Source organism: Cognatiyoonia sp. IB215446 (assembly GCF_033963825.1).
Classification (GTDB): Bacteria; Pseudomonadota; Alphaproteobacteria; order Rhodobacterales; family Rhodobacteraceae; genus Yoonia.
On record NZ_JAXBMD010000005.1, the window covers coordinates 76,362 to 102,348 of the forward strand.

The window sequence follows — 25,987 nt, forward strand, 5'->3', positions numbered from 1 at the left end:
CTTGCGTGTCGCGATACAAACAAGGACCCTGCTTACCATTGCCGCGTGGATGGAACCAGTCGCCAAGCCCCAGAATGCTTTTGCATGTCACCGTTTTTTTGGCGGCAGTATTTGTAATCGGGCAATCTGTTTTTCTCAGCCTGAATCTCTGGGATAACTTTGCAAGGCAGGACAATGACGACATTCTACGCCTTGTAATGGTACGCGACTTCATCGCGGGGCAAGGTTGGTATGACGTTGTGCAATACCGGATTTTGCCACCCGATGGGATGCCTCTGCACTGGTCGCGTTACATTGATGCCGCCATCGCTGCGATCATCGTCCCCTTGTCCTACATCTTTCCGATGCCTGTTGCCGAACTGCTTGGGGCTTCGATCTGGCCGGCACTCATCCAACTGATTTCCTTGACAATTATTGCCTTTGGAACGCAACGGATTTTCGGGACCGTCGCAGCCTGTTTTGCAGTGATATGCCTTGTATTATGGCCGGTGACCGGTGGGTGGAATTCGGCCGCAGGGAACATCGATCATCACAATGTTCAGATTTTGATGATGACACTGATGGCGATTTGCGCAGTGTGGCCTGGTCGCCCTTTCGCAGCAGGAACACTCGGTGGTCTGGCCGCCGCTTTCTCGTTGGCTGTTGGGCTAGAAACCCTTCCGTTCGCTCTGGGCGTCGGCACCATCATGCTATCACGCATGCTGTTTTCACAAACGGATGGGGCAACAACAGCGGTTTTGGCGTTTTGTACTGCCCTGTCCATTGGCAGTGTTGCGTTTTGGGCAGGGCAAACAGCACCAGATCAATGGCTGCGTCCCATGTGCGATCGATTGAGCACACCGGTGCTTGCGCTTGTCTGGATTGCCGCGTTGGCAAGCAGTTTGCCCGCTATCATCTTGCGCTCTAAAGCCAACGCATCTTGGCGATTTCTCGCGACATTTCTGCTTGCCTTAACCGGCACAATCGTCGCGTGGCCGCTTTTGTCCCAGTGCCTCGGTGGTCCCTATGGAAATCTGCCGCAGCACTTGCAGGACTTTATTTCCGAAGGTGTTGGCGAGGCGCTGCCGGGAATAAGGTATTTCTTGCATTATCCTGCGGCGACAATGCTGTTCCTGCCTGCACTGACGGTCGCGCCAATCCTTATTGGACTCAATCTGTTCAATAATTGGCACGTGGAAAGCATGACATCAGAACGGCGTACCGCTCTCCTTGGATTTGGTTTTCTGAGCATGATCGGCTTTGGCATGATGCTTGTGCAGATGCGTGCGATAACGCTGTCAGCAGCGATCATACCGATCATTGCCGGGTACTTCCTATCGCTTTTTTTGGGCTGTTACCTAAGAACAAGGGCTATTGGGGCGGCCTTTGGCGGACTGGTATCGATCATGATCTTTATCGTGCCATCAACCCTTTCCATAGTATTGCATCCTCTCCTACCGCAAGCACGGGCTCCGTTATCCGGTGGCGCGGAATGCCGGACTTATGATGCCTTGATTGCATTGAATGAGGTGCCTCCAGCACTCTTGATGACGGATTTCAACTCTGCGCCGGGCATCCTATGGCTGACGCATCACGACACTCTATCGGGTGGGTTTCATACAAGTGCGACGGCCTTGGCCAATGGTGTGATACCATTTGGCTTGGAGGAACAGCATTTGCAGGACTATCTTGCGGCGACACATGCAACACACTTTCTGATTTGTCGGAACACGACCTATCCCGGCGCTTTCGTCACAGCGCTTTCTGCAGGAGTGACGGATGTGGGTTGGCTGCGTCGTATCCCTCTCTCGGATCCGCATCCAATGCTGTTTGAAGTGCTTCCGGAATGACACTTATTTGTCAGTTTCGGTATAGCACGTTTCGGGACTCGATACACATTTCGCTATCGCGCTCGCTTGTCAAAGCAACGAAAGGTGGCAATAGCCTATGTCCAATGACACGTTGCCCAGGGCACCTTTTGATCGGGAATGTGGGCTTAGGAGATATGTACTGAATAATGTCTATCAGAGCTTTGCAAACCCTGTTCCGAGAAGCGCCTTTGCGAGTGACCATCATTGCCGCCGTTTTTCTGATTGTGGGACAGGCCGTTTTTGCCAGTTTCGATCTTGCCGAAAAGTTTGCAAAGCAAGGCAATGACGATGTCATGCGGCTAGTGATGGTTCGTGATCTGATCGCGGGCCAAGGGTGGTTTGACGTTGTGCAATATCGTGTTCTGCCGCCTGAGGGCATGCCACTTCACTGGTCGCGCTATGTTGATGCAGCCATTGCTGCAATAATTCTGCCATTGTCCTACATCGTTTCAATGCCCACAGCTGAGCTTTTGGGTGCAATGATCTGGCCAGCGATGATTCAATTGATTGCATTGGCGGTCGTCGCGATGGGTACAAGGCGCCTTTTTGGCACATATGCGGCTTGTTTTGCGGTGCTTAGTCTTGTGCTGTGGCCGGTGACAGGCAGTTGGCACGCCGGTCCTGGAAATCTGGATCACCACAACATCCAGATGCTAATGATGATGGTCATGGCGCTTAGTGCGGTTTGGCCGGATCGGTCGGTCGCTTCTGGCCTAGTTGGCGGCCTTGCAGCAGCATTTTCGCTGGCTGTCGGCCTTGAAGCGTTGATATTTGTCATTGCCGTCGGTGTTGTATTTTTCGCGCGCAGCTTTCTGTCTGCATCGACAGCGTCCCGTATGGCATTGATGACCTTTTGCGGGGCGCTGTCAGTCGGCAGCGTTCTGTTTTGGCTGGGTCAGACAGCGCCGGCGGAGCGGATGATGCCAATGTGTGATAGGCTCAGCCCGACGGTTCTGTCCGTGATCTGGACTGCCACGATCGCCAGTACCTTGCCGCTTTTGCTTTGGCCTAGTGGCAGGCGGCCCCTGCAACATCTTTTTGTCACTGCCCTGATCAGCGCTGGTGGTATTGTGTTGGCATGGCCGATGCTGATCACATGCTTGACCGGTCCTTATGGCGATCTGCCGCAGGAGCTTCAGGATTTTATTAGCAGGGGGGTTGGCGAGGCACTGCCACTTTGGCTGTTTACACAGCAAAACCCTCTTGATGCAGCTCCTATGATCTTGCCGGTGCTGCTGACCCTGGGGACGATTACGTATTTTGTGATTGAAGACCTTTCGACAAAGCGGATGTCATTCACCGGCGAACAATTCGTAGTCTTTGCTGGTTTGGGCTTTCTTTGCATCGTGGGTGTACTGATGTCGCTTTATCAGATGCGCGCGATTACGATGTCGGCTGCGATCATACCGCTTTTTGTTGGCTTCATTCTTGCACGGATGTTTCGCGCCTATTTTGAGCAACGTGATGCAACGATGGCTTTGTTGGGCCTTGTTTTCGCAACATTACTGATCTCTCCTGGCACCGTGACTCCCGCGCTCGCGCCGCTTCTGCCAGAGGAGCCAGAAGACCCGCCTGGCATTGGTGATTGCCGCAGCTATGCTTCAGTGCTTGCCTTGAATGCGGTGCCAAAGGCCGTGATACTTCCCCACTTCAATCTCGCCCCACATATCCTTTGGTTGACGCATCATGATGTCCTTTCAGGTGGTTATCACACCAGTGCGGAGGCCCTATTCAATGCAGTGACACCATTCGGGATGGAAGAAGAGGAATTGCGCGAACATCTGGCGGAAAGCGGCGCTACGCACTTTCTGCTTTGTGCAAACACAAGCTATTCTGGAGAATTTGTCAGTGCTCTTGCTGCGGGAGAAGAGGTTGATTGGTTGCGCTCAGTGTCTCTGGATGATGATAATCAGGTGCTGCTTGAAGTGGTGACTGAATGACAAATTCTTCCCCGGTCGGAGCGTTTCTACGCTTTCTCGCCGTAGGGGGGAGTTTTAGTCTGGGTTATGCGTTTGTGACGGCGGGTTTGATCAGCCTTGCGGATGCACCGCCATTGTTGACCAGCGTTCTGGTCTATCTGATCTGCATCCCACTGGCCTTTTGGGCGCAAAAGAACGTGGCTTTCCGGGCGGATCAGACGGGGCGGTTTGCGATGCTGATTTATGCGGGCACACAAGTGGCCAGCCTTGCGGTCGTCTCGACGATTACCAGCCGTTTCGTGACCAAGGATTTCTGGATTGATACCGCGATTTTTCTCGTCACTGCGGGAAGTGCAGCAGTGATCAGCTTTCTGATCTGCCGCTATATCATCTTCAGGCCGTCGGCGTCAGACGCGCGATAAAGTGTAGCTTGCGGCCAAACAGCCATTTTGCAGGTGCAGGGTAAAGCGGGACGTCAGTCACGAAGTGATCCGTCTCAAGACCGGCGGTGGCAAACCACGTATCCCAGTCTTTGCGCGGCGCATAATTGTACGGCAAGACCACACCATGTGGCGCGTTTCCGACCCAGTCCATCACACGCAAGGTTAGGTGATCCAGCTTGTTCTCGCTCAGATGGTCCTTGATGATCACCGCCTTGCGGGCCACGCGTGACGCCTCGCTGATCAGAATCTGCGGATCATCTGTATGATGCAGCACGTCGACGAATGTCACCACATCGACGCTGTTGTCCTCCATCGGGATCTTGGTGCCGTCGAAAAGTGTTACGGGAATATGCGTCGTCTCGCGCAGCATGATGTCGATGCCCTGAACCTCCGTGCCTTCCTGCATCTCGCCGATCATCTTTGCAATCTGCCCGTCGCCTGTGCCTACATCTAGCATCTGCGCATTCGCTGGCAGCAACGCCCCGATCTGTTCCACAAGCACGCGGACGCGTCGGTTGAAGACCAGCTTTTCATGAGCCTGGCCAAGGGTCTTTTTCAGCATCAGTGACTTTTCCATAGCGCGTGACGTCCAGACATTGGGATAGGTGACAATCAAGGTAAAGGGTGACATCGCATTGCGCCGCGTTTTTGGCCGAAAAGTGGTGAATTGACGTTGCATTTCCCGGGTGCTGCCCGCTTAGCTGCGGTGATCGCGATTTGACGGGTTAACAAATGACATTTCTTTTGGGCGTGGATACGGGTGGGACCTATACCGATGCAGTTATTCTCAACGAGTTGACCGACACGGTGATTGCCAAGGCCAAGGCATTAACCACCCGTCCCGATTTGGCGCCGGGGATCGGCTCAGCCATCGATGCCGCGATGACCAGGGCCGATGTTGCAGCAGATCAGATCGCTCTCGTGTCATTGTCCACAACGCTGGCGACGAACGCGCTTGTTGAGGGGCAGGGTGGCCGGATCGCGCTGATCTTCATCGGGTTTGATGCGGCAGAATTGGGCCGCGCTGGCCTGACGGCGGCGCTACGCGGTGATCCGGTAGTTGTCCTTGCTGGTGGTCATGATCATGCGGGTGCTGCATGCGCACCACTGGATCTTGGCGCCTTGGAAAGTGCTTTGGACGATCTTGATCCGGGCGTGACGGCTTTTGCCGTCGCCTCACGCTTTGCAACCCGCAATCCTGCACATGAGATCGCCGCGCGGGATACCATCCGAACCAGAACGGGCAAACCCGTGACCTGTTCGCATGAATTGTCGACCGCTTTGGGCGGGCCGAAACGCGCGCTGACGGCCGTTTTGAACGCGCGTCTGATCGGCCTCATCGACAATCTGATCACGGCGACGGAGGCGTATTTGTCCGCAAGCGGCATCGATGCACGGCTGATGGTTGTCCGTGGTGACGGCGCGCTGGTCTCAGCCGCATTGGCGCGGGAGAAACCGATAGAGACGATCCTCAGCGGCCCGGCCGCATCGGTCGCTGGGGCGGCATGGCTTACCGGCGAAAAAGAGGCGCTGGTCAGCGACATTGGCGGAACAACAACGGATGTGTGTCTGTTGCGCGATGGGCGCCCGAAGATTGACCCCGAGGGTGCCCGTGTCGGGCCTTTTCGCACCATGGTTGAGGCGGTTGCAATGCGCACGACGGGACTTGGCGGCGATAGCGAAGTCCACCTGAATGAAGGGGGCGCAAGTGCGCTGACGCTAGGTCCAAGACGATGCATGCCCATCGCATTGGCCGCAAGCGCTTTTCCAGATCTTGTGCACCGCGCGCTCGACCGAGCGCTGGCGTTGGATATCCCGGCTCCGGATGGCGGGCAATTCGTTATGCCGATGTGGCACGATATTCCGGAGGCGCTGGATGCGCGCGAAAGCGCTATTGTAAACCGCCTTTCAGACGGCCCGCGGCGGCTGGGCCAGGCGGTTCAGTCGCGGATGGAACAGCCAGCGCTCGCGCGACTGATCGCCCGCGGCTTTGTCATGCTTGCGGGCGTCACGCCTTCCGATGCCGCGCATGTGTTGGGACATCTCGATACCTGGGATGCTGTTGCTGCCGAAAAAGCGCTCGCGCTATTCGCGCGCAAACGCCTTGGCAATGGCGAGCGTTTGGCTGCGGGTTCGCAGGAACTGGCGGACATAATTGTCGCTCAACTGAGGGCGCAAACGGTGGATTGTCTTCTCGCTGCCGCCTTTGCCGAGGATGATCGGGGCTGGCCCGATCCCGCGCCCTTGGTCCAGCATCCAGCCATAAAGGCCGGGCTGGACCGCCATGCGGGCCTTGTTCAAATGCAGTTATCGCTCGGTGTGCCTGTTGTCGGTCTCGGAGCATCCGCAACCACTTACTACAATGCGGTTGGGCAACGATTGGGAACGCGTATGATCATTCCCGACCACGCGGAAGTGGCCAATGCGATTGGGGCTGTCGTGGGGCAGGTACAGATGCGCGCCAAGGGCACTGTTACGGCGGCAGGCGCCGGGCGCTATGTGGTGCATCTGGATGCGCCGCAGACTTATGATGACCGCGACAAAGCGATAGATGCCTTGCAAAACGCGCTGACCCTGCAGGTGAAGAACGCAGCAAGTAGCGCCGGTGTTGAAGAGATACGCATTGATGTGACCCGCGACATCAACGAGATCACCTTAGACGGCCAACGCATGTTTATCGAGGCAACGCTTGAGGTTGTGGCCAGCGGCCGCCCTCGCATTGCGGTCGCCTGAATGTGTCAATCCGGGATGGGTTTGTCACTTTCTTGTCAGCGTGATTGCGTCAACGCGGCGCATCAGCGACAAGATGCCAGTCTTTGGAATGCACCTTCTATGCTTGACCGCCACGCACGCCAGATCATCGATGCGCCCTTGAACCAGATCGGGCAGGGCCTCGCGGCGCGCGGGTTTACAGCAGATGGTGTCACCTTGATTGGACTCGCGCTTGGGTTGTTTGCGGCACTTCTGATTGGCCTTGGCGCGCCGGGTTGGGCGTTGCTGCCACTTCTAGCAAGCCGTTTGGCCGATGGGCTGGATGGCGCCGTCGCGCGCGCCACACGCAAAACCGATTTTGGTGGCTATCTCGATATCGCAGTTGATTTTCTGTTCTACGGGGCGATCCCGATGGCCTTCGTTTTGTATGATCCTGCCGCCAACGGCGCGGCTGGGGCGTTTCTGTTGGCGTCCTTCTACTTCAACGGCACGAGCTTTCTGGGCTACGCGATCCTCGCCGAAAAGCATGGGCACGAGACCGACGCGCAGGGGCAGAAGTCGCTCTACTACTCCAACGGTATTCTGGAAGGGACGGAGACGATCATCTTCTTCGTCATCCTGTGCCTTGTGCCGCAGTATTTCTCGCCGCTGGCATGGGTGTTTGGCACTTTATGCTTTGCCACCGCCACATTGCGGATCTACGCCGCCAAGCAAATCTACACGACGTAAAGGACGACACTTATGAAAAATCTTGCCCTTTTGGCCGCCTTGCTGGCGCCGGTGCCAGCCCTGGCGGATATCAACCCAGCGGACTGGGATGCCGTCACAGCCGAGGCCGAGGGCCAGACCGTGTTCTGGAACGCTTGGGGCGGATCGACCACGACCAATGACTTCATTGCATGGGTCGGTCAGCGCGTGATGGAGGATTATGGCGTCACCCTTGAGCACGTGAAGCTGACCGATACCGCCGATGCTGTCACCAGGGTTTTGTCCGAAAAGCAGGCGGGCGAAGACGATGACGGCGCTGTCGACATGATCTGGATCAACGGTGCCAATTTTGCTGCGATGAAAGAGGCTGATCTGCTCTTTGGCCCCTATGCCGAGCAATTGCCGAACTGGGCCTTTGTCGATGTGGATGGCAAGACCGTTCAGACCGACTTTACTGTGCCAACCGAAGGGTTCGAAAGCCCGTGGGCCATGGCGCAGGTTGTGTTCATTCATGACACGGCTGACATTCCTGCGCCCTTGGCGGACATGAATGCGATCCTTGAGTGGTCCGCCGCCAATCCGGGCAGGTTCACCTATCCGCAACCGCCGGATTTCCTCGGCACAACGTTCCTGAAACAGGCGCTGGTCGATCTGATGGATGATCCATCGGCACTCGCAACACCGGCAACAGACGCAAACTACGATGCGGTGACAGAGCCCCTTTGGACGTTTCTGGATGCACTGACGCCGACTTTGTGGCGCGCTGGTCGTGCCTATCCGGCGACGGGGCCAGCGCAATTGCAACTGATCGCGGATGGAGAGGTTGATCTGGCCGTGTCCTTCAGCCCTGGCGAGGCGACGGCAGCCATTGCGAATAATCAACTGCCAGACACGGTGCGCACTTTCGTGCTGGAAAAAGGTACAATCGGCAACGCGTCCTTTGTGGCGATCCCCTACAATTCCGGGTCGAAAGCAGGGGCGATGGTGGTTGCAAATTTCCTGATGTCGCCCGAGGCGCAAGCTCGCGCGCAGGACCCGAATATCCTTGGCTACGGTACCGTTCTCGACATGGACGCGCTCTCAGCCGATGATCGCGCGCTGTTCGATGCGCTGGAGCTGGGCATCGCGACATTGTCCCCGGCGGAGCTCGGCACCGTTCAGGCCGAACCGCATCCCAGCTGGATGACACGCATCGCCGATGACTGGATGAACCGCTATGGCGTTGCGCAGTAGCACGTGTTCTTCCTGAGTGACCCTCGCCAAATGCCGCATCGCCTGCATATGGCAGGCGATACAGGTTGGCTGGGGCATATCCGGTCACGGCGCTTTTTGTTATTGCTGCCTGCGCTGACACTACTGGCCATGCTGGGGCCAGTCTTTGCCGGGCTCTGGGGAACGCTTTTGCCTGCCTTTGGCCATTTGCCCGCCGCAGGGCAGATTGGCCCATCGCTTGATCCCTTCCGAGACCTTGTGGCGTGGCCGGGGCTGCCGCGCGCGATGCTCTTGTCGGTCACGACCGGGCTGCTCGCCACCTCGATATCGCTGGCCATCGTCATGTTGGTTACCGCAGGCTGGTCGGGCACCCGCGCGTTTCGAGTGCTTGAGAGGCTTTTGTCTCCGCTTTTATCCGTGCCGCATGCGGCAGCGGCCTTTGGACTTGCCTTTCTGATCGCGCCATCGGGCTGGTTGTCACGCGTCATGTCACCCGGCCTGACCGGCTGGGAAAGGCCGCCGGACTGGCTGATCGTGCAGGACAATTGGGGGTTGACCATGACGGCGGGCCTGATTGTCAAAGAGGTGCCGTTTCTGCTTCTGATTACGTTGGCGGCGTTGGGCCAAGCCGATGCGCGGCGCAGCGTGACGGTCGCGCAAGCCCTGGGATATGGGAGAGTGACCGGTTGGCTGAAAACAGTCTTTCCACGCGTCTATGCCCAGATACGCCCCCCCGTCTATGTGGTGCTGGCCTATGCGATGTCTGTTGTGGATGTCGCGGTCATTCTGGGGCCGAACACACCGCCGCCTTTGTCCGTTCAGATCGTCAAGTGGATGTCTGACCCTGATCTTGCGATGCGACTTGAGGGGGCGGCGGGTGCGCTTGTGCAGCTGGCATTGGTCGTTGGAGCCTTGGTCTTTTGGCGCCTCGGGGAATGGGTGATCGCACGACTAGGCCGCCGCTGGATCGCGTCTGGTGCGCGCGGACGGTTTGACCCGCTGGTAGCACGCCTTGCCTTGCTGAGCGGGGCGGCCTGCGCCCTTGCTGTTTTGCTCGGTCTTGGCGTCCTTGCGATCTGGTCCTTTGCAGGGTTCTGGGGCTTTCCCGATGCGCTACCCGACCAGTTCACATGGCGCAACTGGATGCGCTTTGGCCCCGGCACGCAGGACGCAATGGCTGAAACCGCACTGATCGCGATTGTTGCGGCTTCTGTCGCCCTGGTCCTGACTATCGGCTGTCTTGAGGCGGAGCACCGCTACGGTCTCACCTTCAGCAGACGCGCCGTATGGCTGTTGTACCTGCCACTTTTGATCCCGCAGACCGCGTTTCTACCGGGCCTGCAGACGCTGATGCTGAATATCGGCGCCGACGCCGGACGGTTACCGGTGATACTGGCGCATCTCGTTTTTGTGCTGCCTTATGTTTTTCTGTCGCTCGCCGACCCTTATCGCGCATGGGATACGCGGATGGGCACGATTGCGGCGGCTTTGCGGGCCAGTCCAAATGGTGTTCTGTGGCGCATCAGGCTGCCGATGTTGTTGCGGCCTATTCTGACGGCACTTGCCGTCGGATTGGCGGTCTCGGTGGGGCAATATCTGGCGACGCTGCTTATCGGTGGTGGGCGCGTGGCGACGCTGACGACCGAGGCGGTGGCACTCGCCTCCGGCGGTGATCGCCGGGCCATCGCGGTCTATGGTTTGATGCAGACGGGCGCGGCCCTTGTGCCATTTGCGCTGGCTCTGCTGATCCCTGCGCTGGTCTGGCGCAACAGACAAGGGCTGCGGCATGGATAAAGGTTTGTCTTTGCGCCATGTGACAATTTCGAAAGACGGTGCGCCGCTCCTGTCGGTCCACCATGATGTCGCGCCTGGAGAAGTCCTCACGATCATGGGGCCGTCAGGTGTTGGCAAATCAACGCTTCTGGCCTTCATCACCGGCACGCTGGCACCCGATTTCGTGGCCGAGGGCGAGGTTTGGCTGGACGGGCACAACGTGACCCACGCCGCGCCGCATCAGCGCCGTGTGGGGATCCTGTTTCAGGATGATCTCTTGTTTCCGCATCTTTCTGTGGGTGCCAATCTGGCCTTCGGCTTGCAACCGGGCGACACTGCCGCCGCACGCAAGGCCAAGATCGAAGAGGCCCTGGAAGAGGTTGGCCTGAGCGGGTTCGCCGACCGCGACCCGGCTACGCTCTCTGGTGGGCAAAAGGCGCGGATTGCGTTGATGCGCATGCTCCTGTCAGAACCTTGCGGGCTTTTGCTGGATGAGCCGTTTTCGAGACTGGACGCCGAACGCCGCGCAAAGGTGCGCGATATGGTGTTCGACAGGGCCAGAGCCCGCGCGTTGCCGGTTTTGATGGTCACCCATGACGCTGAAGACGCGAAAGCAGCAGGCGGTAAGATCATCAATTTGGGTGCTTAGATGGGCCGCATGCCCGTTTGGCTTAGATAAGTATTAACAACATTCCTGCAAAGCTGTCTCTGTATTAGTGCGGAGCATCATTTGGAGCGTTTTGTTAGAATAACGGCCCCCGTGGGAAAGCTGGATTTCCTTTTCAAGCTGGGCATATTCCTGATGATCTGTGGGGTTCTGAACCATGTCCGCGACATCATTCAGGATGGGGCGGGCCACAGTTCGTTCTGGAAAAACCTTGCTGATGCAAGCTTCACCGCCTTGCCTATGTGCACGTTTGCACTGTTGCTGATCGGTCATCTACATTCGCTGCAAAAGCGGCTCTATCTTCAAGCTACGCGTGACCTGCTGACCGGACTGCATAACAGGCGCTGGTTCATGGATAATAGTGCCGACCACATTTCATTGGGGCAGGCCCTTCTGATTGCTGACATCGACCGTTTCAAGGCGATTAATGATACATTTGGTCATGAGACCGGCGACCGCTGCCTGCAAGAGATGGCCCAGCATTTGCGCAAGACATTACGTCAGTCGGATGCATGCGCGCGTATTGGTGGTGAGGAATTTGCGATCCTGTTGAACGATGTCAGTCGCGAGATCACCGAAACAATTGCAGAGCGGGTCAGCGCGGGCTTTGAATTTGCGGCGACCCCGAACGAAACGCTTGTGGTGACGTCTTCTGTAGGCGTGTGCGCGGATGCGGTCTCACGGGATGAGGCGTTCAAAGTCGCTGACCAGGCCGTCTACCGGGCAAAGGCGGCGGGGCGCGCACGCTACATAATGGCCCCGCCCTCAGCCGATGGTGGCAGTGCCAAAGAATTGCGCTCTGCCGTTGCATGACGCACCGACAGTCCGTTTCGCTGGTTCTTGCGCGCTGAAGGTCACGCGACCTGCCCGTCGGGGATCGCCAGAAAGTGCTGCGTCGGGGCGCACCGGTCTATTCCAGCCGCTCGACCAGTTCCACGCGGCGGTTCAACTGGCGGCCGGCCTCGTTCTTGTTCGAGGCAAGCGGCGCTGCTGGGCCGACACCGATGGGCTGCAGCCGCGCCGTATCGATACCGTAATCCTGCCCAAGGGCCGCGATGATCGCCGCGGCCCGATCTTGGGAGAGTTGCATGTTCAGGTCGAACGATCCGGTATCGCTGGTATGGCCGACGACATAGAAGTTGCCGGGGCGTTCGCGCAGCACATTGGCTATGATTTCGATGGATGGGGTGGATGAGGGGCGCAGCACAGCACTGCCCACGTCGAATTGGACACCATAAAGGATCGCCTTGCCTTCGGCGTCCATGTCTGATGTGACACCCAGTTCGCTGATCGTCACGGTGTCATCGGCCATGATCGCCCGCGTGACTTCTTCCATTCTGTAGTAGCTCCGATCAGCCGAGATCGTCAGCGCGAAATAGGCCTCTTCAGTCGGCGTTTCGCGCCGGGCAGAGAGGTAATAGCCGGATGCGCTTTGAAGATAGTTCAGGATCGTGCCGACATTGTTCGCATCTCCGATCGGAGCAAATGTTCGGTTCCCGTTTACGTCCTTCAGATCGCGGACCCAAAAGCGCGATCCTGACCCAGCATCAGGATAAGGTGTCGCCTGAAGCGGGCGCGCGAACAGAAGTTCAAACCCAGCCTCCTGCAATGCATTTTCAAAGCTGCGCGAAATCTCTAACACTGATTTGTCACGCGGCCCGTTCACCAGCGTAGCGCGCGTGATGCCCTCTATCGACAGACGAGAATATGTCTCGTTTTCGGTCTCATCGTCGATCAGGATTGTGATCTGGTCAAAATCTGCGGCGTATTGGGCTGAGATTTCGCTGCCCTCGAAAGGCTGCACAACGGTCGGCTCCTGCGCCGCGAGACCGTTGGGTAGGAAGAAGGTGATGAGGAGAGTCTTCAGAATAATCAGGTGCAATCCGTGCATGATATCATCCTGTGGCAATGACAAACGATCAATGTCGAAACGTTAGCACGCATTGGAATTACTGCCAGAGTTTCCGCCGCATGACCGCTCTAAAAGCGCCAACCCGCCCGTCGGGGTACCCGGACAGCCAGCATCGGCTTCAACAAGGGCGACCGGAAGCGGTTGAGGTCGAGCGCCTCATGCACGCCGGTCACGACCTCTCCGTCGAGCTGGGTCTGCACGGCAGAACGGGAATAGAATGGCGCGTCGAGCATGTTCAGCACCTGTTTCGGCTTTGTGCCAGGGTCGGCGCGTGTTTCGCGCATCACCTGCCAGAGCGACCGCCGAAACCGCGTGCGCGGTGGGGCCTCGACGATCTGTGCATCGCCCTTGCCGTTGAACGCAATCGCGGTGTCCAGCGTTGTCCCATCCCGCCGCACGGCATCATAGATGCAGGTGGCACCGGTCTGGGTAGGATAGCGACCCCAGGTCCAAAAGCTGAAATCCTGCTCCAGCGCGCGGGTGCCGAAATTGGCGTCGAAATAGCCGTGGCCGGACCATTGCCAGCCTTTCGCCTCCAGATCGACCTTGATGTCAGAAGACGGCGCGAAAGGGCGCCAGATATGGGTGCCATCTGGGGTCAGCGGCAGTTCAACGCTGGTCATGGCGTCAGGCGTAACGGTGATCTGCCCACGCACTCGACTGATCAGGGGTGGGCTGCTGATCTCATTGATGTCGATGATCAGTTCTTCACCGGTCCAATGCATGGCAGATGGCCCGACCTGGAACGTATCGGGCGTGGTGTTCAGTGCGGCGCGTCCGCGATCGGTCATAGTGAACCGGCCACCCGGCCCATAGGTGGCCACGTTGATGCAGCAGTGATTGGCCGGGTCCTTGCGCCCCGACCACGCATACCAGGGCGAAAAGACCGACCCTATGAACCCGATGACAGAGACGGCTTTGCGGCCGCATTCGCTGATCCCGTCGACATACCACCAGGCATAGCCGTTTGGCGGGACGTCGAGGTGGAAGCAAGGTCCGTCATGATCGCCGCGGCCGCGTGCTGGCCGGAGAGTGTCGCCATCGGCACCCCCGCCCCCGGATGCGCCCCGCCCCCGCAAAGGTAAAGCCCCGGTATCTTTGTCCGCGCCGTCGGGCGTTTGAAGGCCGCCATCAGCCCATGCGGGCTGCGCCCGTAAAGGGATCCTTGGCTCGCCGGAAACAGCGCGTCGAAGCCGTGTGGTGTCGTCAGCGTTTCTGGTCCGGGCGCGTGGCTGAAGCTCAGCCCGAATTGCCGGAACCGGTCGAAAATCTGTGTCTGACATGGGGCTGTTTCCTTACTTGGGTCGCGCGGGATCGGCGGGCCGTTCATGATGATCTCAAACCGTTGCAGCGCGTCTGCTGCGACGTTGCCATGATCCTGCGCGCAAAGATAAAGTGTGGCATCCTTGGGCATCTCGCTCCTGGCTAGGGCGTCAAATTCTGCCCCCGGGTCGTGGCCGAAAAAGACCGTGTGATGGGCGAGCGCTTTACCCTGTGGCTTGGCCGCGAAAGCATGCACATAAGCCGAAAGACTGCGCGGAGTGACATGGGCTCTTTTGACAGCGTTTTGTGCAGGCTCTCCCAAAAGTCCGGTTGCCAGGGCGCGCGGGTCTCCGTTGAAGAGGACGATATCGGCAGGCAAATGACCTTGCGCCGTCTCAACACCCGTCACCTTGCCGCCTTGCTGGACGATCCGACTGACCTTGGTGCTGTAGTTGAAAGTGGCCCCGCGCGCTTTAGCCAAAGTCTCCAGACAGGTGGCAAGCCGGTGCATGCCACCTTCAACCGACCAGACGCCGCGCGCCTCTGCCTGCCAGATTAACGAGAGAATCGCTGGCGATTGGTAGGGCGATCCACCCACATAGGTGGCGTAGCGTCCGAAGAGCTGCGCGAGATGCGGGTCGGAGAATGTCGTTTTCAGAAGACCCGCGAGGCTCCTATGGGGCGCCATATCGGCGATCAGGTGCGGCTGTCGTAGCACCGCTGCTGTCACCGCCCTTTGCTGCGGTGTGGCGGTCTGCATCATCGGCCCATCAAAGCCGTCAAAAAGACGCTGCGCTCGTGACGAAAATGCCGCGAATTCGCGCCCGGCCTTTGCGCCAAAGGCGCGGGTCACGTTCTGCAGGCTCTGATCCGTGTCGGCGACCAGATCCAGCGTTGCACCGTCATCCCAATAGTGTCGCGCCAATGTGGTAAGGGGTTTGAGCGTCAGGTGCTCATCCAACGCCTCGCCCACATCGGCAAAAAGCCTGTCGAAAACGTGGCGCATCGTAAACACGGTTGGCCCCGCATCCACCGGCCCTGCGGCAGAAGGCATTGTGCGCATCTTGCCGCCGGGTGCGCCATGCATGTCGCAGACCGTGACATCACATCCCTGATGGCTCAACCGCAGGGCGGCTGCCAATCCGCCAATGCCAGCGCCAATCACCACCACTTTGGCCTCGCGCACAGTCATTGCGTTTTGTGACTCTCTTGTCCCATTTGATTTACATTGACACATGTAAACTAAAATGGACAGTATGAAGTCCAAAGGGGATACGCAGATGAAGATTGCAGAGCGGATCGAAACAACGATGGCCGCTGCCATTGCCTCTGGCCAAGGTGGTATCGCCCCGTCCAAGCTTGCCGCGGCGCTGGAATATGCGGTGACCCCAGGCGGGGCGCGGATCAGACCAACGATCCTGACGTCGGTGGCCATGGCCTGTGGTGATGATCATCCTGCGCTGACGAATACGGCCGCTGTGGCCCTTGAGGTGATCCATTGCGCGAGCCTTGTTCACGATGATCTGCCGTGCTTCGACGACGCGGCCATGCGGCGCGGCAAACCGGCGCTGCATCTGGCCTTTTCCGAGCCATTGGCGGTGCTGACGGGTGACAGCCTGATCATCATGGCATTCCAGCTTTTGGCGCGCACGGCCCCGGCTGACCGGGCTTTGGCGCTGATCGATATCCTCGGCACGCGCACCGGCATGCCCTTTGGGATTTGCGCGGGCCAGGGGTGGGAGAGTGAGGATCAGATCGATCTTTCCGCCTATCATCAGGCCAAGACCGGCGCATTGTTCATCGCGGCGACCCAGATGGGCGCCGTCGCGGCCGGACAAGATGCCGAGCCGTGGGAAGAGCTTGGCGCTCGCATTGGTGAGGCGTTTCAGGTCGCCGACGATCTGCGCGACGCCCTGTGTGACGAGGCAACCTTGGGCAAGCCTGCGGGGCAGGACGATTTGCATGGCCGGCCAAATGCGGTCGCGGCTTTGGGCGTTGCAGGGGCGGTCAGCCGCTTTGACGATATCCTCAGCGGTGCCATCGCCTCGATCCCCGCATGTCCCGGCGAGGCGGCGCTCGCGCAAATGGTGCGCGCCTATGCTGACAAGCTTGTGCCGGACGGCGCGCGTTCCCGGCGCACCGTGCCGGGCGAGTAGTGGTTAACCTCGAACTTCACGGGGCACAGGTGGCCCACGCCCCTCGGCGCCCGCGCGCCGCATCCCGCCTGACACGTCTTGTTGCATCCCGCAGATTTCAGAAATGGGCAGCCCGGTTTCCTTTGACCCGACGCTTGGTCCGGTCGGAAGGTGAGGCGATGTTTGATCTGGTGGCGGGGTTCTGTCACAGCCAGATCCTGCAGGCGCTTGTGGAATTTAACATCCCGCAGATGCTCTTGCGTCATGAGATGACGACAGATGCGCTGGCGACCGAAGCCGAGGTCCCGCTGGACCGGATGCATGTGCTTTTGTCTGCGGCTGTGGCCTTGGGTCTCTTGAAGCGGCGCAAGTCGGGGCTTTATGCGTTGACGATCCGTGGTGCTGCCCTTGCCGGTGTGCCGGGGCTGTCGGGCATGATCTCGCACCATGACGTGCTCTACCTCGATCTGGCCGACCCGGTGGCTTTTTTCCGGGGCGAGATCGAAACGGAACTGGCCGAGTTCTGGCCTTACGTCTTTGGGGCGTCGGGCGCGACCGATCCGAAAGTGGCGGACACGTATTCACAGCTGATGGCTGATAGTCAGGTTTTGGTTGCCGAAGACACCCTCGCCACTGTTTCGCTGAACGGTGTACGCCACATTATGGATGTCGGGGGCGGTTCTGGCGCGTTTCTAGCAGCTATCGGGCGGGCCTATCCCAATCTACGCATGACGTTGTTCGATCTGCCTGCTGTCGCGCCTGCGGCGCAGGCGCGTTTTGCCGATCTTGGGCTGTCCGAGCGCGTGATGATCGCGCCAGGATCATTTCGCGATGACCCGCTACCGCAAGGGGCTGATCTGATCAGCCTCGTGCGTGTTCTTTATGATCACGCTGACGACACGGTCAGCGCGCTTTTGCGATCCGTCTATGAGGCTTTACCGGATGGCGGATCGCTTCTTGTGTCCGAACCGATGACAGGCGGAGACCGGCCTCAACGCGCGGGGGATGCCTATTATGCGATATATTGCATGGCGATGCGGACGGGAAAGGCTCGGTCCGCCGACCAGATCGCCGCGCTTTTGCGTCAGGCTGGCTTCACCGACATCCAGATGCCGAAATCGCGCCGTCCATTTGTGACGTCGCTCGTCACAGGTGTAAAGCAAAGTTGACACTTTATGTGTCCAAACTAATTGACACTGGGTCATGTCAAGCTAAACTACCGTAAGGACAGCGTGTTGCGCGGTGAGTCTGAAGGCTTCGCAACATTGAGGAGAAAACGTTGGAAACCAAGGCCGTTATCCTGAATGCTCCCGGCGCTTTGGCGTTGGATCAGGTGGGTGTGACCGCGCCAAAGGCGGCGGATCTGGTTGTCGCGATTCAGCATTCCGGCATTTCCACCGGTACGGAAAAACTGTTCTGGACAGGAGAGATGCCGCCCTTCCCCGGTATGGGCTATCCGTTGATCCCCGGCTATGAGGCTGCGGGCGAAGTCGTCGAAGCAGGCCCCGAAAGCGGTTTTCGCGTTGGCGAACATGTCTTTGTCCCCGGGGCAAACTGCTACGAGGGTGCGCATGGTTTGTTCGGTGCCGCGGCCCAGACGATTGTTACTGACGCATCGCGCGTGACCCGGATTGACCGTGGTCTGGGTGTGGCAGGCGCCTTACTGGCGCTGGCCGCAACGGCGCGCCACGCGATCGCTGGCCCCGGCAAGGCGGTGCCCGACCTTATCGTGGGTCACGGCGTTTTGGGGCGGTTGCTTGCGCGTCTGACGATCGCGGCAGGCGCACCTGCGCCGACGGTTTGGGAAATCGATGAAACCCGCATGGAAGGTGCCGATGGCTACGCCGTCATCACGCCAGAGGCGGATACGCGGCGCGACTACACCTCGATCTATGACGCATCCGGACGGGGCGATCTGCTGAATGATCTGGTGGGCCGGATCGCCAAGGGCGGCGAGATTGTTCTGGCCGGGTTCTACACCGACCCGCTGCAATTCGCCTTTCCTCCCGCCTTCATGAAAGAGGCGCGGTTCCGCATCAGCGCGGAATGGGCGCCTGATGACATGGTCGCGACCAAGGCATTGGTTGAGGCGGGGACGCTCGAATTGGCTGATCTGATCACGCATCAGCGGCCTGCAGAAACCGCTGCTGAGGCTTACAAGACTGCGTTCACCGATCCGGCTTGCCTGAAAATGATACTGAACTGGGGAACCGCATGAAGGACGAAATACCGAACCTGAAGGATTTCGACCAGCGTCTGCGGGCTGAGGCGGCGGTTGAGCCTTCGCTGGAGGTGCCGCAGAGCGAGCCGACCTCCAAGACCCAGATTATCGCGATTTACGGGAAAGGCGGGATTGGGAAGTCCTTCACGCTGGCCAATCTCAGCCACATGATGGCCGAGATGGGCAAGCGGGTGCTGCTAATCGGCTGCGATCCGAAATCGGATACGACAAGCCTTCTTTTCGGTGGCAAAGCTTGCCCCACGATCATCGAGACATCCTCAAAAAAGAAGCTGGCCGGTGAAGAGGTGCAGATCGGTGATGTCTGCTTCAAACGCGGTGGCGTCTTCGCGATGGAGCTTGGCGGGCCCGAAGTGGGCCGCGGCTGTGGCGGGCGTGGGATCATCCACGGCTTTGAGCTCCTCGAAAAACTGGGCTTTCACGATTGGGATTTCGACTATGTGCTGCTCGATTTCCTTGGCGACGTGGTCTGTGGCGGCTTCGGCCTGCCCATCGCCCGCGACATGGCACAGAAAGTCATTCTGGTAGGATCAAATGACCTGCAATCGCTTTATGTTGCTAACAATGTCTGCTCGGCAGTCGAATACTTCCGAAAACTTGGTGGTAATGTTGGGGTCGCCGGACTTGTCATCAACAAAGATGACGGTACAGGCGAGGCACAGGCATTCGCTAAGGCAGTTGACATTCCTGTCCTTGCTGCAATTCCGCAAGATGACGACCTGAGGAAGAAGTCCGCAAACTATCAGATCGTTGGCACCCGCGAGGGGCAATGGGGCGAACTCTTCGAAGGGCTTGCAGAGGCGGTTGCTGATGCGCCGCCGGTACGCCCGGCGCCGCTCGATCAGGACGGGCTGCTTGGCCTTTTTGACAGTAAGGACACGGGTGCCGACTACGAACTCGTCCCAGCCACGGATGTCGACATGCGCGGCAAGAATGCCAAGCCGAAAGAAAGCCTGGAGGTCATCTATGATGACGCCTGAGCGCATGAAGCCATTGCCGGACGATGTGCGACGGATGTTGGCCACGGCGCGGCCGGATCAGATTCGTCGGCTGTTGGATGATATTCGCCGGATACCGTCGACGGAGGCCGCTTGCTATGATGCATGAGCCTGACACCCAAGGCTATGAAGTCGGCTATGATGAGGCGGGCAATGTCCAGATCATCGAAGGTGTCGCGCGCGATGAGGTGTCAGAGGATTTGTCCGATCAAGCGCAACAAACGGCGCTGACTGGCGGTTGTGTGTCTGGTGCAGAAAAGATGGAAGCCGCCGCACGCGTAGCGGGAAAATCCGACATTCTGGATCGATACGCCAAGGACTATCCGCAAGGACCCCATGACCAGCCGCAAAGCATGTGCCCGGCCTTCGGATCTTTGCGCGTGGGCCTGCGGATGAAACGGGTGGCAACGGTTTTGTCGGGCTCGGCCTGTTGCGTTTACGGGCTGACCTTCGTGTCGCATTTCTACGGCGCGCGGCGCTCGGTCGGTTATGTGCCGTTCAATTCCGAGACGCTGGTGACCGGCAAACTGTTCGAGGATATCCGTGAAAGCGTTCACGATATGGCTGACCCGGATCGCTATGACGCGATTGTGGTGACGAACCTGTGTGTGCCGACGGCCTCCGGCGTGCCGCTGCGGCTTTTGCCGAAAGAGATCAACGGTGTGCGGATTGTCGGCATCGACGTGCCCGGCTTCGGCGTGCCCACCCATGCCGAGGCCAAGGATGTGCTGGCCGGGGCGATGCTGAACTACGCGCGGGAGGAAGCCGCCGCAGGTCCGGTGCAGGCGCCGGTGGGTGGCAAATCCGACCGCCCGACCGTGACACTGTTGGGCGAGATGTTCCCTGCGGATCCGATGATGATCGGCGCGATGCTGGCGCCGTTGCGCCTCGCCGCAGGCCCGGTCGTGCCCAGCCGGGAATGGCGGGAGCTTTATGCAGCGCTTGACTGTGGGGCTGTGGCCGCGATCCACCCGTTCTACACCGCGTCCATCCGTGAATTTGAGGCAGCGGGCCGCCCCGTGATCGGTTCGGCCCCCGTAGGCTATAACGGCACGGCTGCCTGGCTTCTGAATGTGGGCGAGGCGTTTAATGTTCCGCCGGCTCAGATTGCGGCTGCACAGAACGCGTTTCTGCCCGCAATCAACGAGGCGCTGAAGGGTGCGCAGATCAAAGGCACGATCACGCTTTCAGGCTATGAAGGGTCCGAGCTTCTGGTGGCGCGTCTGCTGATCGAAAGCGGTGCGGATGTGCCCTATGTCGGTACGGCATGCCCCAAGACACGGTGGTCGCAGGACGATGCTGACTGGCTTGCATCGCGCGGCGTGAAGGTGACCTATCGGGCCTCGCTGGAGGATGATCTGGCGGCAGTTGACGCGATCAAGCCGGATCTGGCGATTGGCACAACGCCTGTCGTGCAGCACGCCAAGGAACATGGCATCCCCGCGCTTTACTTCACAAATCTGATTTCAGCACGGCCACTCATGGGGCCAGCGGGTGCGGGCTCGCTGGCTCAGGTGGTCAATGCCGCCATCGCCGGCAAAGGCAAGATGGACAAGATGCGCGCCTTTTTTGAAGGCGTCGGTGCCGAGGACACCGCTGGCGTCTGGGAAGGCGCACCCAACCTGCGGCCTGATTTCCGTGCGCAGCATCAGAAGAAGCTCGACAAGATGGCGCGTGCTGCACAAGCGGAGCAGATGATATGAAGAATTTTGGCCAAAATTCTTCAATCGGGAAAAGTCTTCGTCACGAAGACTTTTCGGGCGTGGGAGGCACGCGATGCTGATCACCGATCATGATCGCGCTGGCGGCTATTGGGGTGCAGTTTATGCGTTCTGCGCCGTAAAGGGCCTGCAAGTGGTTATCGATGGCCCCGTAGGTTGTGAGAACCTGCCGGTCACCTCGGTACTGCACTACACCGACGGTCTGCCGCCGCATGAATTACCGATTGTCGTGACGGGTCTCAGCGAAAGCGAGATGGGCGAGGGGACCGAGGACGCGATGAAACGTGCCTGGGACACGCTTGACCCTGCCTTGCCAGCGGTTGTCGTGACGGGCTCCATTGCCGAGATGATCGGCGGCGGTGTCACCCCGCAGGGCACCAATATTCAGCGCTTCCTGCCGCGCACCATTGATGAGGATCAATGGGAATGTGCGGACCGCGCGATGACCTGGATCTTCACTGAATTCGGCATGACCAAGGGACGGATGCCGCCTGAGAAGACACGTGAGGACGGTGCCAAGCCCCGCGTGAACATCCTGGGGCCGATGTATGGCGCCTTCAACATGCCTTCGGACCTTGCGGAAATCCGGCGGCTGGTTGAGGGGATCGGGGCCGAAGTCAATATGGTCATGCCGCTCGGTGCCCATGTGGCCGAGATGCGCAATCTGGTGAATGCGGATGTGAACATCACCATGTATCGCGAGTTCGGGCGCGGTCTGTGCGAGGTGCTGGGCAAGCCCTACCTGCAGGCGCCCTTCGGCATCGACAGCACCACAAAGTTCCTCCGCAAGCTGGGCGAGCTTCTGGGGCTGGACCCGGAGCCGTTCATCGAACGTGAGAAGCATTCTACCATCAAACCGGTCTGGGACCTCTGGCGGTCGGTTACGCAGGATTTCTACGCCACGGCGGAATTCGCGATTGTGGCGACCGAAACCTATGCAAGAGGCGTCCGGCATTTCCTCGAAGGTGATCTGGGCTTTCCTTGCGCCTTTGCGGTCGCCCGCTCACGCGGCAAGAAGACGAACAATGACGAAGTGCGCAACCTGATGCACAGCAAGCGTCCACTGATCGTCTTCGGGTCGATCAACGAAAAGATTTATATGGCCGAGATGCAGGCTGGGCATGGTCCGCAGCCGGTCTTCATCCCCGCAAGTTTCCCTGGTGCTGCGATCCGGCGGGCCACAGGTACGCCCTTCATGGGCTATGCGGGTGCTACTTATGTGCTCCAAGAGGTCTGCAACGGCCTCTTTGATGCGCTGTTCCACATCTTGCCACTCGCCAGCGATATGGATGCGGGCGATGCGACGCTCACGCCTTTGCGCCGGGACTTCCCATGGGATGCCGATGCGCAGGCCAAACTGGATGAGATCGTGGCATCCCATCCGATCCTCACACGCATTTCAGCCGCCAAGACGCTGCGGGACGCAGCCGAACGGGCGGCACTCGATGCCGGCAACGACCGGGTGGTCCTTGAGACCGTCGAAACACTGCAATCATCTACCGGAGGACGCACATGACTGATTTTACAACAGATGCCCCGATGACCAGGGTCCGGTCCGCGCCTCCGAAACGGGAATACTACGCCTATTTCACGCTGATTTTTCTGGCGACATTGCCGCTTTGCACCCTGACCTGGGTGCTGGCCGCTGCACGCCGGTTTGAACTGCCAGAAAAAGGTCCACTGGCAAAGGCCTGGACACAGGCCCGCATCATCACGCCGCAGATATTCAACGCATGAATCTGAAGGCCAACCATTTGCCCACCCGTGGGCATCCGATGTTCATCATTCCCCCCCGGGATGATGGATTGGGGCAGAGGAAGAGCTTCTGTCGTAACCCGGCCGCGGGGGGTGCGCGGCGTCAGACCCAAATTTTGGAGACAAAACATGGCTGACAAATCTGACTTGTCCTTCACAGGTCTCACCGACGAGCAGGCCCAAGAGCTGCATGCGGTGTATATGAGCGGTTTTGGGCTGTTCACAGTTGTGGCTGTGATCGCTCACTTCCTCACATACATCAAGCTGCCTTGGTTCAGCTGGTAGGAGGGCGCTTGAATGGCACAGTTCTATAAAATCTGGCTGGTCTTCGACCCACGCCGTGTTTTCGTGGCGCAGGGCGTTTTCCTGTTCCTGCTGGCAGCGATGATTCACCTCGTGCTGCTCAGCAACGAAACGACAAACTGGTTCTCGCTCGCCTTTGGCGGACAGTAACCGGCTTTTGTCGACATAAATTCGCTACGGGCGGGCCCGTTTCCGCCCGTGGCAAACACCGACGCAAGATGATGACAGGGCGCACCCGAACGGGGATGCAGGGCCTGTCGGAAATGGAGTAGGAAGATGGCGCAGCTCAGCTTCGAAAGAAAATACCGGGTCCGTGGCGGGACATTGGTAGGCGGTGATCTGTTCGACTTCTGGGTGGGGCCATTTTATGTTGGCTTCTTCGGGGTCACGACGTTCTTTTTCGCCGTCCTTGGGACGATATTGATATTTTACGGGGCGAGCCAGGGCCCAACCTGGAACCCCTGGCTGATCTCAATCGATCCGCCGCCCCTTGAATACGGGCTGGGTCCGGCACCACTCATGGAAGGCGGGTTGTGGCAGATCATCACGATCTGTGCCATCGGCGCCTTTGTTAGTTGGGCGATGCGCGAGGTTGAGATCTGTCGCAAGCTCGGGATCGGCTATCATGTGCCCTTTGCCTTCAGCGTGGCGATTTTCGCCTATGTGACGCTTGTGGTGATCCGCCCCGTCCTGTTGGGCGCGTGGGGCCACGCATTCCCCTATGGCATCTTCAGCCATCTCGATTGGGTGAACAACGTGGGCTACACCTATGGTAACTTCCACTACAACCCCGCCCACATGGTCGCGATCACGTTCTTCTTTACAACGTGTCTGGCGCTCGCTCTGCATGGCTCCTTGGTTCTCTCCGCCGTGAACCCGCCAAAGGGGCAGGAGATCAAATCACCTGATCATGAAGACACCTATTTTCGTGATCTGATCGGTTACTCCATCGGGCCTTTGGGCATTCACCGGCTGGGCCTGTTCCTGGCGCTGAATGCAGGTTTCTGGAGCGCGGTCTGCATCGTGATTTCCGGCACGGTCTGGTTCGAGGAATGGATCGTCTGGTGGGATTGGTACTATGAGCTGCCCTGGTGGGTTGACCTTTAAGGAGGGTATGAACAATGGCTGAATATCAAAACATCTTCACCCAGGTTCAGGTCCAGGGCCCTCCGGAAATGGGGGTCGCCGGATATGACGGCAGCGGGATCGACCGCAGCAAGAATGCACGTTTCTCAAAGCTCTTCGGCTGGTTCGGGAATGCGCAGTTGGGGCCGATCTATCTGGGCTCGTTCGGGGTGATCTCGCTTGCGACCGGTCTGATCTGGTTCGTGATGGTCGGCATGTCCTTCTGGGCGCAGGCCGATTACAACCCGGCGATCTTCATGCGGGATCTGTTCTGGCTCTCGCTCGATCCGCCTTCGCCCGGCTATGGCCTTGGCATGCCTCCGATGGATGACGGCGGTTACTTCATGATCGCGTCGTTCTTCCTTTTGGTCTCGGTGTTGACATGGTGGGTGCGGACCTATCTGCGGGCCGAGGCGCTGGGCATGGGCAAACATGTGGCCTGGGCCTTTGCCTCTGCCATCTGGCTCTTCCTGGTGCTGGGGCTCTTCCGCCCGATCCTGATGGGCGACTGGTCCGAGATGGTGCCATATGGAGTCTTCAGTCACCTCGACTGGACGAACCTCTTCTCGATCACATACGGCAACCTCTTCTACAACCCGTTCCATGCTTTGAGCATCGCTTTCCTTTATGGTTCTGCCCTGCTGTTCGCGATGCATGGTGCCACGATCCTCGCGGTCAGCCGCTTCGGTGGTGAGCGCGAGATTGAACAGATCGTGGACCGGGGTACCGCGACCGAGCGGGCAGCTTTGTTCTGGCGCTGGACCATGGGCTTTAACGCCACGATGGAGGGTATCCACCGCTGGGCCTGGTGGTTTGCGGTGCTGACAACGCTCACCGGCGGCATCGGCATCCTTCTGACCGGCACGGTTGTGGATAACTGGTTCGTCTGGGCGCAAGAGCACGGCTACGCACCGCTCGATTAAGGAGAGAGAGATGAAAAACGAAAACATCCTCGATGTCAGTGAAAAGTCGCGGCTGACCGCCGATGTCACGCTCTTGATGCTCAAGGGCGCGGGCTATGCAGCGGTATTCCTGCTGGCGGTCTGGTTCCTGATTGCCGTGATGGCCTGGATCGGGCGCGCCTTGCCAGAGGAAAGTCGCGATACGCCGGACCCGATCAACCGGTCATCGCTGACGATTGAAGCACCGCTGGTGCAGTTAACCTGATTGAACGGGGCGGCGCGCGACGCTGCCGCCCTGTTCTTCGCCGTCGGACCTCCCTCCCTGGCTGGTCCGTCACTTGGGGCCTAGA

The 25,987-nt window shown here is 58.9% G+C and carries 25 protein-coding genes; 21 read left to right on the forward strand and 4 right to left on the reverse strand.

Going from position 1 to position 25,987, the window contains the following annotated elements; translation table 11 throughout:
* Positions 1-74 precede the first annotated feature (74 nt).
* From SLH49_RS17880 to SLH49_RS17890, 3 genes are all read left to right on the forward strand, one after another.
* Positions 75-1,829 (forward strand): hypothetical protein, encoded by a 1,755-nt coding sequence (locus SLH49_RS17880; RefSeq protein WP_320270521.1) that lies wholly within the window; start codon positions 75-77, stop codon positions 1,827-1,829.
* A 167-nt stretch (positions 1,830-1,996) separates the two neighbouring features.
* Positions 1,997-3,790 (forward strand): hypothetical protein, encoded by a 1,794-nt coding sequence (locus SLH49_RS17885; protein ID WP_320270522.1) that lies wholly within the window; start codon positions 1,997-1,999, stop codon positions 3,788-3,790.
* Complete coding sequence (locus SLH49_RS17890; RefSeq protein WP_320270523.1) at positions 3,787-4,191, forward strand: GtrA family protein; 405 nt, start codon at positions 3,787-3,789, stop codon at positions 4,189-4,191. The genes SLH49_RS17885 and SLH49_RS17890 overlap by 4 nt, the downstream gene beginning before the upstream one ends.
* On the opposite strand, the gene SLH49_RS17895 is transcribed toward SLH49_RS17890, so the two are convergent.
* Positions 4,163-4,843, reverse strand: a complete 681-nt coding sequence (locus SLH49_RS17895; protein ID WP_320270524.1) for a class I SAM-dependent methyltransferase — start codon at positions 4,841-4,843, stop codon at positions 4,163-4,165. The two genes, SLH49_RS17890 and SLH49_RS17895, sit on opposite strands and share 29 nt — an antisense overlap.
* Before the next feature lie 101 nt (positions 4,844-4,944).
* On the opposite strand from SLH49_RS17895, the gene SLH49_RS17900 reads away from it, so the two are divergent.
* The 6 genes from SLH49_RS17900 (at position 4,945) to SLH49_RS17925 (ending at position 12,097) form a co-directional block, all read left to right on the forward strand.
* Positions 4,945-6,945, forward strand: coding sequence for a hydantoinase/oxoprolinase family protein (locus SLH49_RS17900; protein ID WP_320270525.1), 2,001 nt, complete (start codon positions 4,945-4,947; stop codon positions 6,943-6,945).
* A 99-nt stretch (positions 6,946-7,044) separates the two neighbouring features.
* Positions 7,045-7,653, forward strand: coding sequence for a CDP-alcohol phosphatidyltransferase family protein (locus SLH49_RS17905; protein WP_320270526.1), 609 nt, complete (start codon positions 7,045-7,047; stop codon positions 7,651-7,653).
* 12 nt (positions 7,654-7,665) lie between these two features.
* The gene (locus SLH49_RS17910) at positions 7,666-8,865 is read left to right on the forward strand and encodes an ABC transporter substrate-binding protein (RefSeq protein WP_320270527.1); all 1,200 of its coding nucleotides are present in this window, start codon (positions 7,666-7,668) and stop codon (positions 8,863-8,865) included.
* A 48-nt stretch (positions 8,866-8,913) separates the two neighbouring features.
* Positions 8,914-10,638: an ABC transporter permease subunit gene (locus SLH49_RS17915; RefSeq protein WP_320270639.1), complete on the forward strand. Its 1,725-nt coding sequence runs from the start codon at positions 8,914-8,916 to the stop codon at positions 10,636-10,638.
* Positions 10,631-11,266 carry an ATP-binding cassette domain-containing protein gene (locus SLH49_RS17920; protein ID WP_320270528.1) on the forward strand — a complete coding sequence of 212 codons (636 nt, stop codon included), beginning with the start codon at positions 10,631-10,633 and terminating at the stop codon, positions 11,264-11,266. The genes SLH49_RS17915 and SLH49_RS17920 overlap by 8 nt, the downstream gene beginning before the upstream one ends.
* A gap of 111 nt (positions 11,267-11,377) precedes the next feature.
* The gene (locus SLH49_RS17925; RefSeq protein WP_320270529.1) at positions 11,378-12,097 is read left to right on the forward strand and encodes a GGDEF domain-containing protein; all 720 of its coding nucleotides are present in this window, start codon (positions 11,378-11,380) and stop codon (positions 12,095-12,097) included.
* Positions 12,098-12,194: 97 nt separating this feature from the next.
* Here SLH49_RS17925 and SLH49_RS17930 read toward each other — a convergent pair whose 3' ends face one another.
* The 3 genes from SLH49_RS17930 to crtD all read right to left on the reverse strand — a co-directional run bounded on the left by SLH49_RS17930 (position 12,195) and on the right by crtD (position 15,651).
* Positions 12,195-13,175 (reverse strand): OmpA family protein, encoded by a 981-nt coding sequence (locus SLH49_RS17930; RefSeq protein WP_320270530.1) that lies wholly within the window; start codon positions 13,173-13,175, stop codon positions 12,195-12,197.
* 89 nt (positions 13,176-13,264) lie between these two features.
* Positions 13,265-14,134: a carotenoid 1,2-hydratase gene (gene crtC / locus SLH49_RS17935; RefSeq protein WP_320270640.1), complete on the reverse strand. Its 870-nt coding sequence runs from the start codon at positions 14,132-14,134 to the stop codon at positions 13,265-13,267.
* Positions 14,089-15,651, reverse strand: coding sequence for a 1-hydroxycarotenoid 3,4-desaturase CrtD (crtD, locus tag SLH49_RS17940; RefSeq protein WP_320270531.1), 1,563 nt, complete (start codon positions 15,649-15,651; stop codon positions 14,089-14,091). The genes crtC and crtD overlap by 46 nt, the downstream gene beginning before the upstream one ends.
* Before the next feature lie 88 nt (positions 15,652-15,739).
* On the opposite strand from crtD, the gene SLH49_RS17945 reads away from it, so the two are divergent.
* From SLH49_RS17945 to pufX, 12 genes are all read left to right on the forward strand, one after another.
* Complete coding sequence (locus SLH49_RS17945) at positions 15,740-16,615, forward strand: polyprenyl synthetase family protein (RefSeq protein WP_320270532.1); 876 nt, start codon at positions 15,740-15,742, stop codon at positions 16,613-16,615.
* A 158-nt stretch (positions 16,616-16,773) separates the two neighbouring features.
* Positions 16,774-17,763 carry a methyltransferase gene (locus SLH49_RS17950; protein WP_413785309.1) on the forward strand — a complete coding sequence of 330 codons (990 nt, stop codon included), beginning with the start codon at positions 16,774-16,776 and terminating at the stop codon, positions 17,761-17,763.
* A gap of 110 nt (positions 17,764-17,873) precedes the next feature.
* Positions 17,874-18,812, forward strand: coding sequence for a chlorophyll synthesis pathway protein BchC (gene bchC, locus SLH49_RS17955; protein WP_320270534.1), 939 nt, complete (start codon positions 17,874-17,876; stop codon positions 18,810-18,812).
* Positions 18,809-19,813 carry a chlorophyllide a reductase iron protein subunit X gene (locus SLH49_RS17960; protein WP_320270535.1) on the forward strand — a complete coding sequence of 335 codons (1,005 nt, stop codon included), beginning with the start codon at positions 18,809-18,811 and terminating at the stop codon, positions 19,811-19,813. Before bchC ends, SLH49_RS17960 begins: the two co-directional genes overlap by 4 nt.
* Positions 19,814-19,929: 116 nt before the next feature.
* Positions 19,930-21,534, forward strand: coding sequence for a chlorophyllide a reductase subunit Y (gene bchY, locus SLH49_RS17965; protein ID WP_320270536.1), 1,605 nt, complete (start codon positions 19,930-19,932; stop codon positions 21,532-21,534).
* A gap of 73 nt (positions 21,535-21,607) precedes the next feature.
* Complete coding sequence (gene bchZ / locus SLH49_RS17970) at positions 21,608-23,068, forward strand: chlorophyllide a reductase subunit Z (protein WP_320270537.1); 1,461 nt, start codon at positions 21,608-21,610, stop codon at positions 23,066-23,068.
* Entirely contained in the window at positions 23,065-23,289 is a 225-nt protein-coding gene (gene pufQ / locus SLH49_RS17975; RefSeq protein WP_320270538.1) for a cytochrome PufQ, read from the forward strand. The genes bchZ and pufQ overlap by 4 nt, the downstream gene beginning before the upstream one ends.
* 147 nt (positions 23,290-23,436) lie before the next feature.
* A complete protein-coding gene (gene pufB / locus SLH49_RS17980; RefSeq protein WP_320242013.1) occupies positions 23,437-23,592 on the forward strand; it encodes a light-harvesting antenna LH1, beta subunit in 156 nt (51 codons plus the stop codon).
* 12 nt (positions 23,593-23,604) lie between these two features.
* Positions 23,605-23,760 (forward strand): light-harvesting antenna LH1, alpha subunit, encoded by a 156-nt coding sequence (pufA, locus tag SLH49_RS17985; RefSeq protein WP_320270539.1) that lies wholly within the window; start codon positions 23,605-23,607, stop codon positions 23,758-23,760.
* Between the two features lie 126 nt (positions 23,761-23,886).
* The gene (pufL, locus tag SLH49_RS17990) at positions 23,887-24,717 is read left to right on the forward strand and encodes a photosynthetic reaction center subunit L (RefSeq protein ID WP_320270540.1); all 831 of its coding nucleotides are present in this window, start codon (positions 23,887-23,889) and stop codon (positions 24,715-24,717) included.
* Positions 24,718-24,731: 14 nt separating this feature from the next.
* The gene (pufM, locus tag SLH49_RS17995) at positions 24,732-25,658 is read left to right on the forward strand and encodes a photosynthetic reaction center subunit M (protein ID WP_320270541.1); all 927 of its coding nucleotides are present in this window, start codon (positions 24,732-24,734) and stop codon (positions 25,656-25,658) included.
* 10 nt (positions 25,659-25,668) lie between these two features.
* Entirely contained in the window at positions 25,669-25,902 is a 234-nt protein-coding gene (gene pufX / locus SLH49_RS18000; protein ID WP_320270542.1) for an RC-LH1 core complex protein PufX, read from the forward strand.
* Positions 25,903-25,987 lie beyond the last annotated feature (85 nt).

Coding starts and splice junctions, on each gene's coding strand:
- SLH49_RS17880 (WP_320270521.1), top strand. CDS start 75: ATGCTTTTGCATGTCACCGTTTTTTTGGCGGCAGTATTTGTAATCGGG.
- SLH49_RS17885 (WP_320270522.1), top strand. CDS start 1,997: ATGTCTATCAGAGCTTTGCAAACCCTGTTCCGAGAAGCGCCTTTGCGA.
- SLH49_RS17890 (WP_320270523.1), top strand. CDS start 3,787: ATGACAAATTCTTCCCCGGTCGGAGCGTTTCTACGCTTTCTCGCCGTA.
- SLH49_RS17895 (WP_320270524.1), bottom strand. CDS start 4,843: ATGTCACCCTTTACCTTGATTGTCACCTATCCCAATGTCTGGACGTCA.
- SLH49_RS17900 (WP_320270525.1), top strand. CDS start 4,945: ATGACATTTCTTTTGGGCGTGGATACGGGTGGGACCTATACCGATGCA.
- SLH49_RS17905 (WP_320270526.1), top strand. CDS start 7,045: ATGCTTGACCGCCACGCACGCCAGATCATCGATGCGCCCTTGAACCAG.
- SLH49_RS17910 (WP_320270527.1), top strand. CDS start 7,666: ATGAAAAATCTTGCCCTTTTGGCCGCCTTGCTGGCGCCGGTGCCAGCC.
- SLH49_RS17915 (WP_320270639.1), top strand. CDS start 8,914: ATGGCAGGCGATACAGGTTGGCTGGGGCATATCCGGTCACGGCGCTTT.
- SLH49_RS17920 (WP_320270528.1), top strand. CDS start 10,631: ATGGATAAAGGTTTGTCTTTGCGCCATGTGACAATTTCGAAAGACGGT.
- SLH49_RS17930 (WP_320270530.1), bottom strand. CDS start 13,175: ATGCACGGATTGCACCTGATTATTCTGAAGACTCTCCTCATCACCTTC.
- crtD (WP_320270531.1), bottom strand. CDS start 15,651: ATGACTGTGCGCGAGGCCAAAGTGGTGGTGATTGGCGCTGGCATTGGC.
- SLH49_RS17945 (WP_320270532.1), top strand. CDS start 15,740: ATGAAGATTGCAGAGCGGATCGAAACAACGATGGCCGCTGCCATTGCC.
- SLH49_RS17950 (WP_413785309.1), top strand. CDS start 16,774: ATGTTTGATCTGGTGGCGGGGTTCTGTCACAGCCAGATCCTGCAGGCG.
- SLH49_RS17960 (WP_320270535.1), top strand. CDS start 18,809: ATGAAGGACGAAATACCGAACCTGAAGGATTTCGACCAGCGTCTGCGG.
- bchY (WP_320270536.1), top strand. CDS start 19,930: ATGATGCATGAGCCTGACACCCAAGGCTATGAAGTCGGCTATGATGAG.
- bchZ (WP_320270537.1), top strand. CDS start 21,608: ATGCTGATCACCGATCATGATCGCGCTGGCGGCTATTGGGGTGCAGTT.
- pufQ (WP_320270538.1), top strand. CDS start 23,065: ATGACTGATTTTACAACAGATGCCCCGATGACCAGGGTCCGGTCCGCG.
- pufB (WP_320242013.1), top strand. CDS start 23,437: ATGGCTGACAAATCTGACTTGTCCTTCACAGGTCTCACCGACGAGCAG.
- pufA (WP_320270539.1), top strand. CDS start 23,605: ATGGCACAGTTCTATAAAATCTGGCTGGTCTTCGACCCACGCCGTGTT.
- pufL (WP_320270540.1), top strand. CDS start 23,887: ATGGCGCAGCTCAGCTTCGAAAGAAAATACCGGGTCCGTGGCGGGACA.
- pufM (WP_320270541.1), top strand. CDS start 24,732: ATGGCTGAATATCAAAACATCTTCACCCAGGTTCAGGTCCAGGGCCCT.
- pufX (WP_320270542.1), top strand. CDS start 25,669: ATGAAAAACGAAAACATCCTCGATGTCAGTGAAAAGTCGCGGCTGACC.